This is a genomic window from Aquabacterium soli (assembly GCF_003933735.1).
GTDB lineage: Bacteria > Pseudomonadota > Gammaproteobacteria > Burkholderiales > Burkholderiaceae_C > Aquabacterium > Aquabacterium soli.
In genome coordinates this window covers 147,499-161,415 of the sequence record NZ_RSED01000002.1, presented here as the reverse complement: position 1 = coordinate 161,415, position 13,917 = coordinate 147,499, and the positions used below count along the sequence as shown (strand labels likewise).

Sequence of the window (13,917 nt, the reverse complement as noted above, 5' to 3'; positions counted from 1 at the left end):
CCGCCGTCAGGCGGCGCCCACGCTTGCTGTCAGGCATGGCCGGCTGGTACGCCGTGTGCCAAGGCATGGAATCAGGTTTTCACCCAGGTTTTCCATGCTGAGCACTCATCTTCCATCCGGTCATTCATCACTTCTAGCACCCACATTGCCCGACGCCGGCGATCACCCCACGCCGTGGACCAGCGCCGTGCGGCCCTGGAACCCGCTTCACGACGACGCCTGTGCCAGGCAGTTCAGCAGTTATCTCAAGCCCTCGGCCGAGGGGCTTCAACGCGCCCTGGACGATTCGCAGCCCAGCGATGCGGCGGACCAGGCCATTCACGGCCGGCTGAAGGAGAAGATCCTCGGCAACGACTTTCCCTGTGTGGCCGCGCGCTCCGTGATGAACCGGGGCACCTACCGCTTTGGTGTCTATGAATCGCTCGGAACACCTCAGGCGGCCTTTGCGTTGTGCCACGACCTCTATGAGTTCACGCACGAGTTTCCCACTGGCCTGCATCCCTTCACCAGCTACATGGCTGCGTTCAAGGGCCCTGCGGTGCACAGCGAGTGCGATTTCGAGAAACTGCTGTGGGAGCAGCTCCAGTTGATGCATGGCATCGATGCACGTTACTTCGATTGGGACGGGTCCGTCAGCAAGGATCCCGACAGCCCCAACTTCTCCTTCAGCGTGGGCGGCCGGGCCTTCTTCGTCGTGGGGCTGAACCGCTGTGCATCCCGCCACGCCCGCTACACGGGTGAATCGTTCATCGTCTTCAACCCACACGATCAGTTCGAAGCGCTGCGGGCCAGTGGCAAGTACGAGCAGTTGCAGAAGGCGATCCGCCAGCGCGACATCGCAGTGCAGGGGTCCATCAACCCCATGCTGCAGGACTTCGGCTCGCAATCCGAATCGCGCCAGTACGCAGGCCGGGCCGTGCCTGCACAGTGGCGCTGCCCGTTCCATTCCCAGGCCAACCCCCACGCTTGAAAGGCATGCCATGACGATCACGCTTGAGAAAAGCCCAGCCCATGCCAGTGGTGCCTCCGATAAGACCTGCCGCATTCCCCCGCAAAGCGGCACCGCGTTCGAGTTGCGCAAGGGGCAGATCCTGCGGGTGATCGACCCGATGGGCGAGCAGGTGGCCGATCTGTTCGCCATCAACCAGCGCGACCACGGATGCACCTTGTCGTCCGGGCGCAGCCTGGACTACGCCAGCAAGATCTACCTGAGCGAGGGCGATCTGCTCTACGCCAATGACAGCCAGGTGATGTTCACCATCGTGAAAGACACCGTGCGCAAGCACGACTTCCTGCTCACGCCCTGCAGCCCGGAGATGTTCAAGATCCTCTACAAGCATGTGGGCCATCACCCCAGCTGCTACGAGAACCTGAGGCTGTCGCTGGCGCGTTTCGGCATCGAAGGGCATCAGATCGGCACCACCTTCAACATCTTCATGAACGTCAACATCCATGAAGGGGGACGGATCAGCGTCGATGCGCCCACATCCAAGGCTGGTGACTACATCGAGTTGCGCGCCGAGATGGACCTGATCTGCGGCTTGACGGCCTGTTCGGCCGAAGGGTCCAACAACGGGAGCTTCAAGCCGATCGACTATGTGATCGTTTGATTGTCGGCGGTGTGTCGCCGCAGCGGCGCCCCAGCCCTGGACAGGGGCGCCGAAGAAAAAACGGGCCAGCATCGATGGATGCTGGCCCGTTGAAATGAGTGGTCGGGGCGGTGGGATTCGAACTCACGACCCTCTGCTCCCAAAGCAGATGCGCTACCAGGCTGCGCTACGCCCCGACTGAGCCTTGCATTATAGCGTTTTCGCAGGCCCTCGCCCAACAAACAGTGTCGCCGTTGAGACGGATGCCCGTGGAAACAACATCGTTCTATTAATGAACAGTTGTGCGGCATTGGTCACGCCATCGCCCAGGGTAGAGCCTTGATCCCTCTGCCGGGCCTGCCGATAATCAAATCATTCGCACAAATGAACAGGAAAGGACCCGGACCGTGAGCGCACGACGCATGCTGAAAGTCGACATGAATGGCGAGCCGGCCGAAGTGGTCGTCACCGAGGTGACGCCTGGCCGCTGGAGCTGGTCGATCAGAAGGGAAGGGCAGTCCCTTGTCGGCAGCACGATGCCGTTGCCCACCGGCCAGGCTGCGATGCAGGCCGCGCTGAACGAAGTCAGGAATGCTTCTGCGCAGGAGCCTCATAAGACTGCCTGACGCGACCCCGTCTCAACCCGCGGCGATGTCGCCAGACTGGATGCGCTTCACGCCCTTGTCCGTCATCTGCTTCCATGCAGCAGCCAGGGAACCATGGAGGTCGATGCCGCGCGTCGCGTCCTCGATCACATAAGCCTCGAAACCGGCCTTGCGCGCGTCCATCGCGGTCCAGGCCACGCAAAAGTCGGTGGCCAGGCCCGTGATGAACACGGTCTTGATGCCACGCGCCTTGAGGTAGCCCGCCAGGCCGGTGGCCGTCTTGTGGTCGGCCTCTTCGAAGGCCGAGTAGCTGTCCATGCCCTGGTGGTATCCCTTGCGGATGATCAGTTGCGCGGTGGGCACCTTGAGCTCCTTGCCCAGCTCGGCGTCTGCGGTGCCCTGCACGCGGTGATCCGGCCACAGCACCTGCGTGCCGTACGCCAGCTTGGTGGTCTCGAAAGGCTTTTTGCCCGAGTAGGCGCTGGCAAACGACGCGTGGCCCGCGGTGTGCCAATCCTGCGTGACCACGATGTTCTCGAAGGCCGGGGCCAGGGCATTGATGACCGGGATCACCTCGTTGCCGCCTTTCACGGCCAGGGTGCCGCCGTCGAGGAAGCAGTTCTGCACATCGACCACGATCAGCGCGGCCTTGGTGCCGGGCTTGATCTTGCCGGCCGCGAACACGGGCAGGCCAAGGCTGCTGGCCAGGCCCAGCGCGGCGGTGGATTTCAGGAGACTTCTGCGTTGCATGGCATGGATTCCGTCGGGGTGGTTTGAGAATGGACCACCTCTGCAAGCATGAAGCGTGCGCATGGGCTACAGGCTGCCTACGCTGATGGGCACGGCCACCTTCATCGCCTCGATGAAGCGCCGCAACTTGGCCGGGTAGAAGCGGGCGTGCGGGTACACCAGATAGACAGGCAGGGGTGCCGGCAGCCAGTCAGGCACCAGTTGCACCAGCCGGCCTTCGGACAGGTCGTCCCGCAGCAGCCAGGTCGATGCGGCGCAAGCGCCCAGCCCTGCCAGGGCTGCGGTGCGCAGCGCATACAGGCTGTCGGTGCCCATGCGTGGGCGGATCGGCAAGCGATAGGGCTCGCCGCCGAGCGCGGGTGTCAGCAGGATCTCCGTCCGGTAGAAGGTGCGCAGCGCCAGCCATGGCAGTGCCGCCAGTTCTGACGGGTGGGCAGGGATGGTCTGGCCGATCACCGACGGTGCGGCCACCACGATCCGCGGCACCTCCGACAATTTGATGGCCACGACCGAAGGGTCGGTCACCTCGCCGACCTGGATGGCGCAGTCGATGTCTTCGGTGATGAAGTCCGGGCGGCGGTCGTGGAGCAGCCAGTCCACGGTCACGCCCGGGAAAGCCTGCAGGTAATCGACCATCGGCCCCACCAGCAGATCCTGCCCCAGCGCATGGGGGGCCACCACGCGCAGCCGGCCCTCGGGCGCATCCCCCGCGCCACGCAGGTCGGCCTCGAAGCTGGCCCAGTTCTCCAGCAACTCCTTGGCGCGCGTGTAGCAGCGCTCGCCATCTTCGGTCAGCTGCATGGCGTGGGTGGAGCGGCGCAGCAGCCGCAACCCCAGTGAGCGCTCCAGAGCCTGCAGCCGGCGGCTCACCGTGGGCTGGGTGGCGCCCATCTGCTGTGCTGCTGCAGACAGGCTACCGGCCTCGACGATGTGGACGAAGGTCTGCATCAGTGCGATCCGGTCTGGAGCGGCAGAGGCGGAGGCCGAGAGAGGGGCGGGAGGCAGCTTGGGAGGCATGGTGCCATTTTATGCGTTGGGCGTATGAGCAATGTGCGCCGTAGGCCTCTACACGGCGCCTTTGTGCTTATGCACACTGGCGTCACATTGAGTTTTGAGGGTTTTCATATGGCTTATATTCATGAAAAGCATAGTGAGTGCCAAGACGAGGCCTCAGCCTTGCCCTTGTCGCTGATCCTGCTGCTGGCGACGGGGGCCGGCTTGGCGGTGGCGTCCCTGTATTACAGCCAGCCCATGCTCGGCATCCTGGGCACTGACATCGGCGCGTCGGCGCGGGCCACCGGCTTCGTGCCCACCCTGACGCAGCTCGGCTATGCGCTGGGCATCCTGCTGCTGGCCCCGCTGGGCGATCGCTTCGATCGCCGCCGCATCATCCTGATCAAGGCCGCCGTGCTGTGCGCTGCACTGCTGGTGGCCGGCGCATCGCCCGGCATCGGCGTGCTGCTGGCCGCCAGCCTGGTGGTGGGCGTGTCGGCCACCATGGCGCAGGACATCGTGCCTGCTGCCGCCACGCTGGCCCCTGAAGCCAGCCGTGGCAAGGTGGTGGGCACGGTGATGACCGGCCTGCTGCTGGGCATCCTGTTGTCGCGGGTGGTGAGCGGTTTCGTGGCCGAGCATTTCGGCTGGCGCGCCATGTTCCTGGCGGCGGCGGGCAGCATTGCGCTGATCGGCCTGGCCGCCTGGCGTGGCCTGCCGCGCTTCAAGCCGACCACGGGCCTGGCCTATCGGCACCTCATCGCTTCGCTGGGCCAGTTGTGGCAGCGCCATCCTGCGCTGCGCCGTGCGGCCTGGGCGCAAGGGCTGTTGTCGGTGGGCTTCAGCGCCTTCTGGTCGACGCTGGCGGTGATGCTGCACGGCGAGCCCTTCCACCTGGGGGCTGCGGCCGCCGGGGCGTTCGGGCTGGCCGGTGCGGCAGGAGCCCTGGCCGCGCCCATCGCCGGCCGCCTGGCCGACCGCCGGGGGCCGGAGCTGGTCACCCGACTGGGCGCAGGGCTGGTGGTGCTGTCCTTTGCCTCGATGGCGCTGGCGCCGCTGATGCCGGTGCAGGCTCAGCTGGGCTTGCTGGTGGCGGCGGCCATCGGCTTTGACCTGGGCATCCAGGCCTCGCTGATCGCCCACCAGACCATCGTCTATGGCATCGATGCCGGTGCCCGCAGCCGCCTCAACGCGGTGCTGTTCACCAGCATGTTCATCGGCATGGCCGCGGGCTCGGCCTTGGGTGCCATGCTGCTGGCGCAGTGGGGCTGGATGGCGGTCGTGGCTCTGGCCACGGTGTCGTCGCTGCTGGCCTTGGCCGTGCGGCTGTGGCGTGGCCCGGCCGTGGGACTGGTGCGCACGTCGTTGGGCTGATCATGCTTTGAAGCCCGGCGCCCAGGCTAGCCGGGCTTGCGGCCGGCCAAGGCCTTGCGCCCTTTGGCCTCGGCCGCCGCCAGTTCCTTGGCGCCCAGCACGAAGGCGGGGTTGTCCTTCATCATCTCCACCGCCAGGTCGATGAAGGCCCGCACCCGCGCCGGCTGCGAGCGCCGGCTGCCGTAGTACACGTGCAGGCCCAGGTGATCGGACATGTGCTTCGTCAGCAACGGCACCAGTCGGCCGCTGCGGATGTGATCGGCGGCGCTCACGCCGGTGAGCACCGCGATGATCTGTCCGGCCAGCACGCCGTCCATCTCCAGCGCTTCGTCGTTGGTGCAGAAGGCCGGCACCACGTCGAAATCGACGATGCTGTCGTCCACCTTGACATGCCAGGGCACGGCGCGCCCCGTGCTGGAGCTGCGGAACACGCTGCAGCGGTGGTTGGCCAGCTCTTCCAGGCTGGCCGGCATGCCATGTCGCTCGAGGTAGGCCGGCGTGGCACAGGGGATCAGCTGCAGCGGGAACAGCTGCCGTGCGATCACGCCTTCCGCTGGCGCCGTGCCGATGCGAAAGCCCACGTCGACCCGGTCTTCCACCCAGTTGCCGATGCGGTCGTCCATCTGCACATCGGGCTGCACACCGGGGTGGCGGCGGCAGAACTCTTCCAGCACAGGCCACAGCACCTGCCGGAAGGATGACCGCGGCCCGACGATGCGCAAGGGGCCGGCGATGTCGTCCTTGGCGCGGCGAGGGATCTGCAGGGCCCGGTGCAGGCCCTGCAGCGAGGGCTGCACCGCCTCCAGGAACTGGCGCCCGTCGTCTGTTAGCGAGATGTTGCGCGTGGTGCGGTGGAACAGCCGCACGCCCAGGTGCAGCTCCAGCTGGGCCAGGGCCTGGCTGGCTGCCTGGGGCGTGATGCCCAGCGCCACGGCCGCGCGCCGCAGGCTGCCCAGCTCCGCGGCATTGACGAAGGTGGTGATGGAGCGCAGTTCATTGATCGGCATGAGGCATCTTTGGCGTCGGATTGGCAAGTTTAGATTGCGGATCATTCAAGCGATTGCCCACTAGTCTTTTGCCAATGGGTTTTCTACAGTCTGGCACCGGCGGACGCCGCCGACCTCCTATCACCTGACACTGAGAAAGCAGCAGACCATGGTCATGAACGTTCGCGGCTATGCCGCCCATTCCGCCGAGTCCCCCCTGGGCCTGTTCAGCTTCATCCGCCGTGACCCGCGTCCCAACGATGTGGTGATCGATATCCTCTTCAGCGGCGTGTGCCACTCCGACATCCACAACGTGCGCAACGACTGGGGCAATGCCAAGCACCCCATGGTGCCGGGCCACGAGATCATCGGCCGGGTGGTCGAGGTGGGCAGCGCGGTCAGCCGCTTCAAGCTGGGTGACCACGTGGGGGTCGGCTGCATGGTCGACTCCTGCCAGCATTGCGGGCCCTGCGGCCATGGCCTGGAGCAGTACTGCGAGAACGGCAACACGCTGACCTACAACGACGTCGATCCGCACGATGGCATGCCCACCTATGGCGGCTATTCCGAGCGCATCGTGGTGTCCGACAAGTTCGTGGTCAAGGTGCCTGAAGGGCTGGACCTGGCCGCTGCGGCGCCCTTGCTGTGCGCGGGCATCACCACCTGGTCACCGCTGCGGCACTGGAAGGTGGGGCCGGGCAGCCGCGTGGCCGTGGTCGGCCTGGGCGGGCTGGGCCACATGGCACTCAAGCTGGCCAAGGCCCTGGGCGCGCATGTCACCTTGTTCAGCCGCTCGCCGGGCAAGGACGACGATGCCCGCCGTCTGGGCGCCGATCGCGTGGTGATCTCTACCGACAAGGCCCAGATGGCCGAGGTGCGCGGCCAGTTCGACCTGATCATCGACACCGTGCCTTACGTGCATGACCTCAATGCCTATGTCAAGACACTGGCGCTGAGCGGCTCGCTGGTGCTGGTGGGCTACCTCGGGCCTCTGCAGGACATGCTGAACACCGGTCCTTTGGTGCTGGGCCGCAAGTCCGTGGCTGGCTCGGTGATCGGCGGCATCGCCGAGACCCAGGAGATGCTCGACTTCTGCGGCGTGCACGGCATCACCTCGGATGTGGAGGTGATCAACATGCAGGACATCAACGAGGCCTACGAACGCATGCTCAAGAGCGATGTCAAGTACCGCTTCGTGATCGACATCGCGTCACTCAGGGCTTGAGCATCCAGGCCTGAACGCAAGCTGAGAAAAGCGCATGAGCTCATGCGCGAACTGGATGAGGCGGCGCCTGGCAAGGAACTTGTTATGCATGATCCTGTCCGAGCCAAGCCTCACCGTGATGCAGCTTGCTGCCTTGTCCTTTTTCCTGATGGCCGTGGGCGCCATTTCTTCTTCCCGATGACACAACAACGACCCACCGCGTTCCGGCGCATCGGAGCCCGGCCATGCTGATCAATGCTGTCCGCGTGGCGCTGCGCCGCCCCTACACCTTCGTCGTGATGGCGGTGCTGCTGCTCATCTTCGGGCCGCTGGCGGCTGTGCGCACGCCCACCGACATCTTTCCGGACATCAAGATCCCCGTGATCGCGGTGGCCTGGCAATACACCGGGCTGCCCGCCGATCAGATGTCGGGCCGCATCTCGACGCTGTTCCAGCGCTTCCTGACCACCACCGTCAACGACATCGAACACATCGAGGCGAACACCTACCCGGGTGTGAGCGTGGTCAAGATCTTCTTCCAGCCCGGTGTCGATGTGGCGGTGGCCAATGCCCAGGTCACGGCCGTCTCGCAGGTGGCCTTGCGCCAGATGCCCGCCGGCATCACGCCGCCACTGATCCTGAACTACAACGCAGCCACGGTGCCCATCCTGCAGCTGGCCTTGTCGGGCAAGGGGCTGTCGGAGCAGCAGTTGTTCGATCTGGGCTTCAACACGGTGCGCACGCCACTGGTGACCGTGCCCGGTGCGGCCATCCCGCTGCCCTATGGCGGCAAGCAACGCCAGGTGCAGATCGACATCAAGCCCAGCGCGCTGCAGGCGCGGGGCCTGTCGGCGCAGGATGTGGCGGCGGCGCTTGCCGCGCAGAACGTGCTCACGCCCATCGGCACGCAGAAGATCGGTGAGCTGGAGTACGCGCTGCAGCTCAACAGCGCCCCCTCGGCCATCGAAGAGCTGGGGCGCCTGCCCGTCAAGGTGGTCAACGGCAGCACCATCTACCTGCGCGATGTGGCCGAAGTGCACGATGGCAACGCGCCGCAGACCAACATCGTGCACGTCGATGGCGGGCGCTCGGTGCTGATGTCAGTGCTCAAGAACGGCTCTGCGTCCACGCTGGCCATCGTCGACGGCGTGCGTGCCAAGCTGGCCGAACTGAAGGACGCCTTGCCCGAGGCACTGCAGGTGCTGCCCATCAACGACCAATCGGTGTTCGTGCGGGCGGCCGTCAAGGCCGTGGCCATGGAAGGTGTCATCGCCGCCGCACTGACCAGCGTGATGATCCTGCTGTTCCTGGGCAGCTGGCGCTCCACCGTGATCATCGCGGTGTCGATCCCGCTGTCCATCCTGGGTTCGATCATCGGCCTGTCGGCCATCGGTGAAACGCTCAACCTGATGACCCTGGGTGGCCTGGCGCTGGCCGTGGGCATCCTGGTCGACGATGCCACCGTCACCATCGAGAACATCAACTGGCACCTCGAGCAGGGCAAGGATGTCGAGAGCGCCATCCTCGATGGTGCACAGCAGATCGTCGCGCCGGCCTTCGTGTCGCTGCTGTGCATCTGCATCGTGTTCATCCCGATGTTCTTCCTGGAGGGCGTGTCGCGATTCCTGTTCGTGCCCATGGCCGAGGCCGTGATCTTCGCGATGGTGTGCTCCTTCATCCTGTCGCGCACGCTGGTGCCCACCATGGCCAAGTACCTGCTGCGACCGCACGCGCCGCACACGGACATGCACGGCAACGACACTGCCTTGCCGCGCTCCAGCAATCCGCTGGTGCGTTTCCAGCGGGGCTTCGAGGCCCGCTTCGAGCGTTTCCGCGCGGGCTACCATGGCCTGCTCGATGGCGCGCTCAGGCACCGCAAGGTGTTCCTGATCGGCTTTTCAGGCGTGGTGCTGCTGTCTTTTGCGCTGGTGCCCTTCATCGGCAGCAACTTCTTCCCGCAGGTCGATTCGGGCCAGATCCTGATGCATGTGCGTGTGCCGATCGGCACGCGGGTGGAAGAGACGGCGGTGCGTTTCGCGCGCATCGAGCAGGCCATCCGCCGCATCGTGCCGCCTCATGAGATCGCCGCGCTGGTGGACAACATCGGCATGCCCAACAGCAGCATCAACCTCACCTACAACAACACCGGCGTGATGGGCTCGCACGATGGCGACTTCCAGATCGCCCTGAGCGAAGACCACCGCCCGACGGCCGACTACGTGCGTGAACTGCGCGAGGTGCTGCCGCGTGAGTTCCCGGACACCACCTTCTCATTCCCCCCGGCCGACATCGTCAGCCAGATCCTGAACTTCGGCGCGCCTGCGCCCATCGACATCCAGGTGAGGGGGCGCAACGTGGAGGCCAACTATGCGTATGCACAGCAGGTGCTCAAGCGCGTCAAGGCCATCCCGGGCGTGGCCGATGCGCGCATCCAGCAGTCCAACAAGGCGCCGATGTTCAATGTGGATGTGGACCGCACGCAGGCGCAGCTGCTGGGCTTGAGCACGCGCGACGTGACCAACAGCCTGGTGGTCAACCTGGCCGGCAGCAGCCAGGTGGCCCCCACCTACTGGCTGAACCCTGCCAACGGCGTGAGCTACCCGATCGTGATGCAGACGCCGCAGCACGAGCTCGATTCGCTGGCCGCCTTGTCGAACCTGCCCGTGGGCAATGGCGTGTCGCCCAACGCCACCACGCTGGGTGGCCTGGCGCGTCTGGATCGCGCCACAGGCAGCGCGCTGATCAGCCAGTACGACATCCAGTCCATGGTGCAGATCCACGCGTCCACGCAAGACCGCGATCTGGGCGCCGTGGCCCGCGACATCCGGCGCGTGCTGGCCGAGACAGCGGCCGACGTGCCCAAGGGCTCGAACGTGCAGATCCTGGGCCAGGTGCGCACCATGGACCGTGCCTTTTCAGGCCTGCTGTTCGGGCTGCTGGGCGCGGTCGTGCTGATCTACCTGCTCATCGTGGTGAACTTCCAGTCGTGGCTGGATCCGGCGGTGATCGTCTCGGCGCTGCCTGCTGCACTGGCCGGCATCGTGTGGATGCTGTTCGCCACCAACACCACCCTGTCGGTGCCCGCGCTCACGGGCGCGATCATGTGCATGGGCGTGGCCACGGCCAACAGCGTGCTGGTGATCAGCTTCGCGCGTGAGCGCCTGGCCGTGCTGGGCGACGCGACGGCGGCCGCGCTCGAGGCCGGTTTCGTGCGTTTCCGCCCGGTGCTGATGACGGCCCTGGCCATGGTCATCGGCATGCTGCCCATGGCGCTGGGGGCAGGCGAGGGCGGTGAGCAGAACGCCCCGCTGGGCCGCGCCGTGATTGGCGGCCTCATCTTCGCGACGATCGCCACGCTGGTCTTCGTGCCCGTGGTGTTCAGCCTGGCGCATGCCCGTGATGGCCGCCGTACCGCCCCGACCCCGTCGCTGCCTGATTCTGGAGTTCCCTCTCATGCCCACTGAAGTGTCTCGCCCCAAACAACGGGTCTTTGCCCTGGCCGCGGTGGCGCTGGCCATCGCGGTGGTGGCCGCCGGCCTGGTCGATCGCCACCTGCATGCCGAGCAACTGGACCAGCGCGCGGCGGCTCAGGCCGTGCCCACGGTGGCCGTGGGTGTCCCCGTGCCGACGGCGGGGGGCGCCCTGGAGTTGCCCGCGCGCATCGAGGCCTGGTCCCGTGCGCCGATCTACGCCCGCGTCAGCGGCTACCTCAAGCAATGGAACGTCGACATCGGTGCGCCGGTCAAGGCGGGCCAGGTGCTCGGTGTGATCGAGACCCCGGATCTTGACCAGCAGCTGCTGCAGGCCAAGGCCGAGCTGGCCACCGCGCGCAGCAACGCCGCGTTGGCCACCACCACCTCGCAGCGCTGGCAAGCGCTGCTGGCCACCGATTCCGTCTCCAAGCAGGAGGCCGATGAAAAGGCCGGAGACCTGTCGGCCAAGCAATCGGCCGTCAACGCCTTGCAGGCCAATGTCGACCGCGTGCAGTCGCTGCAGCGCTACACCAGCCTGGTCGCGCCCTTCGACGGCGTGGTCACGGCGCGCAACACCGATGTGGGCGCGCTGATCGGTGTCGGCGGAACGCCGGGCAGCGAGCTGTTCGTGGTGTCCGACATCCGGCGGTTGCGGGTGTATGTCAATGTGCCGCAGCGGCAGGTGGCGCAGGTGCGGCAGGGGGCCTTGGCCGAGATCACCGTGCCTGAACGCCCTGGCCGCACCTATGCGGCCAAGGTGCAGTCGCTGTCCCAGTCCATCAGCATGGCGTCTGGCGCCATGCTGGTGCAGCTGGCCGTGGACAACACAGCCGGCGAGTTGCTGCCCGGCGGCTTTGCCTCGGTGCGTTTCGATGCGAAGGCCGATGCCGCCGGCTTGAGCGTGCCGCCAGGTGCGCTGATCTTCGGCAAGCAGGGCGTGCGGGTGGCCACGGTGGACAGCACCGATCGTGTGCGGCTCAAGCAGGTCACCATCGCGCGTGACCTGGGGGCCAGTGTCGAGTTGGCAGGCGGCCTTGGCAAGGACGACCGCGTGATCCAGAACCCGCCCGATGGCGTGTCCGAGGGCGACCGGGTGCGAGTGGCCTTGGCCGACAACACGAAGAAGGCTGCACCGTGAGAGCCGACCTTCTTGCAGCGACCCTGGCTGTGGCCATCGGAAGTGTCGGCTGCAGCCAGGCGCCCGTCGCCGACACGCCGCAGCTGCCTTTGGCATCGGCCTTCAAGGAAGCACGTGGCCCGTGGGTCAGCGCCGAACCGGCTGACAACGTGCCGCGCCCCGCCTGGTGGGCGCTTTACGGCGATCCCGAGATGGACGCGCTGCAACAGCAACTGCTGGCGAACAGCCCTGACCTGGGCAGTGCGCTCGCGCGCTACCAGCAGGCCAGCGCGGCCACCGATGCGCTGCGGGCCGCACAGTCGCCGTCATTGGGCACCTCGCTGAACGCGCAGCGCATCCGCCAGTCAGAGCGCCGGCCCCTGCGGGTGCTCGGCCCTACCTCGCCTGACTATTACAACAGCGGCACGCTCGGCCTGGATTTCCAGTACGAGCTGGACCTGTGGGGCCGTGTTCGCCAGCAGGTCGGTGCGGGCGAGGCGCTGCAGCAGGCCGCCCAGGCCGACCTGGCCAATGCACGCCTGGCCTTGCAGGCCCGCCTGGCCGACACCTTGATCGCGCTCCGGGGCCTGGACCGCGAGGCCGCGCTGCTGCGTGAAACCGAGGCGGCCTATGCGCGCGCCGCCGAAACGATCGGCCGCCGCCACCAGGGCGGCATCGCCTCCGGGCTCGACCTGGCACGGGCCCAGAACCAGCTGGCGTCCACGCGATCGCAACTGCGTCAGCAGCAGGCGCAGCGCGCTTTGCTGGAGCATGCCATCGCGGCCCTCGTGGGCGCCAATGCGTCGAGTTTCTCGATCGAGCCCAAGGCGGTCGAGGTCGCGATGCCTGTGGTTCCAGTCGGGCTGCCGTCCACCCTGCTGCAGCGCCGGCCCGACATCGCCGCGGCCCAGCGCCGTGTGTCGGCCGCGAACGCCAGCGTCGGCGTGGCGCGATCGGCCGTGTTTCCGAGCCTGGTGCTGGGTGCGCAGGCGGGCTACCAGAGCAGCGATCTGGACCGCTTCATCCAGGCCCCCAACCTGTTCTGGGCCATCGGCCCCACCTTGCTCGTCAACCTGTTGGATGGTGGACGCCGAAAGGCCGACATCTCCCGCGCCGAGGCCTCGCTCGACGAGGCCGGCCAGAACTACCGTGGCGTGGTGTTGACGGCCTTCCAGCAGGTGGAAGACCAGTTGGCCCTGCTGAGCCAGTATGGCGAGGCGGCAGATGCCGAGCGAGACGCTACGGCGGCGGCCCAGCGCTCACTGGATCTGGCCAGCAACCGCTACCGCGAAGGCGTGGCCAGCTACCTGGATGTGGTGGCAGCCCAGACCGCGAACCTGCAGGCACGCCGCAATGCGCTGGATCTGGACACCCGCCAGCGCCGTGCGTCCGTGCAGTTGGTGCGGGCGCTGGGGGGTGGCTGGTCGCAGCCTTGAAAAAGGGCGGTGTGCCGTCAGGGCTGCGAGGCGCTGCGGCAGGCTTGGGCTGCTTGGCGCATGATGGATTGCGTCGTTGCCAGTTGCTCCGGCGTGGCCGCTGACACGGAGGTGTTCAGCACGTCGTCGGGCATGGCGTCTGCCACGCGCCGCGAATAGCAGCCACAGAACTGGCGAATGCCTGCATCGGTCTGGGCGGCCTGGGTGGGGTCGGCACGCTGTGTCTGGATGCAGCGTTCCGCCGTGGTGGCCGCGAACTGGTCACGCTGCTCACGAGCGACCTGGCCTTGTGCGAACGACGGCACCGAGATCATGCAGGCGAGGGCGGCAAGCACGAGTGTTGCAAGGCGTTTCATGGCGTCTCCTGTGGGGTCTTAGACCGCCAGCATG

The 13,917-nt window shown here is 66.5% G+C and carries 12 protein-coding genes and 1 tRNA gene; 8 read left to right on the top strand and 5 right to left on the bottom strand.

What is annotated here, in order from left to right; genetic code table 11:
* Nucleotides 1-145: 145 nt before the first annotated feature.
* Both gntA and EIP75_RS02955 read left to right on the top strand, forming a co-directional pair.
* The gene (gntA, locus tag EIP75_RS02960) at nucleotides 146-970 is read left to right on the top strand and encodes a guanitoxin biosynthesis heme-dependent pre-guanitoxin N-hydroxylase GntA (protein ID WP_158622724.1); all 825 of its coding nucleotides are present in this window, start codon (nucleotides 146-148) and stop codon (nucleotides 968-970) included.
* A 10-nt stretch (nucleotides 971-980) separates the two neighbouring features.
* The gene (locus EIP75_RS02955; RefSeq protein WP_125241744.1) at nucleotides 981-1,610 is read left to right on the top strand and encodes a DUF1989 domain-containing protein; all 630 of its coding nucleotides are present in this window, start codon (nucleotides 981-983) and stop codon (nucleotides 1,608-1,610) included.
* Between the two features lie 99 nt (nucleotides 1,611-1,709).
* Here the strand turns inward: EIP75_RS02955 and EIP75_RS02950 are convergent.
* Nucleotides 1,710-1,786: transfer RNA gene (locus EIP75_RS02950), tRNA-Pro, on the bottom strand.
* Nucleotides 1,787-1,996: 210 nt separating this feature from the next.
* On the opposite strand from EIP75_RS02950, the gene EIP75_RS02945 reads away from it, so the two are divergent.
* Nucleotides 1,997-2,215 (top strand): hypothetical protein, encoded by a 219-nt coding sequence (locus EIP75_RS02945; protein ID WP_125241743.1) that lies wholly within the window; start codon nucleotides 1,997-1,999, stop codon nucleotides 2,213-2,215.
* Nucleotides 2,216-2,227: 12 nt separating this feature from the next.
* Here the strand turns inward: EIP75_RS02945 and pncA are convergent, their stop codons facing one another.
* Together pncA and EIP75_RS02935 are read right to left on the bottom strand one after the other, a co-directional pair.
* Nucleotides 2,228-2,944, bottom strand: a complete 717-nt coding sequence (pncA, locus tag EIP75_RS02940; RefSeq protein ID WP_125241742.1) for a bifunctional nicotinamidase/pyrazinamidase — start codon at nucleotides 2,942-2,944, stop codon at nucleotides 2,228-2,230.
* 66 nt (nucleotides 2,945-3,010) lie between these two features.
* Nucleotides 3,011-3,961: a LysR family transcriptional regulator gene (locus EIP75_RS02935; RefSeq protein WP_125241741.1), complete on the bottom strand. Its 951-nt coding sequence runs from the start codon at nucleotides 3,959-3,961 to the stop codon at nucleotides 3,011-3,013.
* Between the two features lie 108 nt (nucleotides 3,962-4,069).
* Between EIP75_RS02935 and EIP75_RS02930 the strand changes: the two genes are divergently transcribed.
* On the top strand, nucleotides 4,070-5,311 hold the full coding sequence (locus EIP75_RS02930; protein WP_199758470.1) for an MFS transporter: 1,242 nt from the start codon (nucleotides 4,070-4,072) through the stop codon (nucleotides 5,309-5,311).
* A 26-nt stretch (nucleotides 5,312-5,337) separates the two neighbouring features.
* On the opposite strand, the gene EIP75_RS02925 is transcribed toward EIP75_RS02930, so the two are convergent.
* On the bottom strand, nucleotides 5,338-6,318 hold the full coding sequence (locus tag EIP75_RS02925; protein ID WP_125241739.1) for a LysR family transcriptional regulator: 981 nt from the start codon (nucleotides 6,316-6,318) through the stop codon (nucleotides 5,338-5,340).
* Nucleotides 6,319-6,466: 148 nt separating this feature from the next.
* On the opposite strand from EIP75_RS02925, the gene EIP75_RS02920 reads away from it, so the two are divergent.
* From EIP75_RS02920 to EIP75_RS02905, 4 genes are all read left to right on the top strand, one after another.
* Nucleotides 6,467-7,522, top strand: a complete 1,056-nt coding sequence (locus EIP75_RS02920; protein WP_125241738.1) for an NAD(P)-dependent alcohol dehydrogenase — start codon at nucleotides 6,467-6,469, stop codon at nucleotides 7,520-7,522.
* A 224-nt stretch (nucleotides 7,523-7,746) separates the two neighbouring features.
* A complete protein-coding gene (locus EIP75_RS02915) occupies nucleotides 7,747-10,965 on the top strand; it encodes an efflux RND transporter permease subunit (RefSeq protein ID WP_420797140.1) in 3,219 nt (1,072 codons plus the stop codon).
* On the top strand, nucleotides 10,955-12,112 hold the full coding sequence (locus EIP75_RS02910; protein ID WP_125241737.1) for an efflux RND transporter periplasmic adaptor subunit: 1,158 nt from the start codon (nucleotides 10,955-10,957) through the stop codon (nucleotides 12,110-12,112). Before EIP75_RS02915 ends, EIP75_RS02910 begins: the two co-directional genes overlap by 11 nt.
* A complete protein-coding gene (locus tag EIP75_RS02905; RefSeq protein ID WP_199758469.1) occupies nucleotides 12,109-13,527 on the top strand; it encodes an efflux transporter outer membrane subunit in 1,419 nt (472 codons plus the stop codon). Before EIP75_RS02910 ends, EIP75_RS02905 begins: the two co-directional genes overlap by 4 nt.
* A 17-nt stretch (nucleotides 13,528-13,544) precedes the next feature.
* Here the strand turns inward: EIP75_RS02905 and EIP75_RS02900 are convergent, their stop codons facing one another.
* On the bottom strand, nucleotides 13,545-13,883 hold the full coding sequence (locus EIP75_RS02900; protein WP_125241736.1) for a hypothetical protein: 339 nt from the start codon (nucleotides 13,881-13,883) through the stop codon (nucleotides 13,545-13,547).
* Between the last annotated feature and the right edge of the window lie 34 nt (nucleotides 13,884-13,917).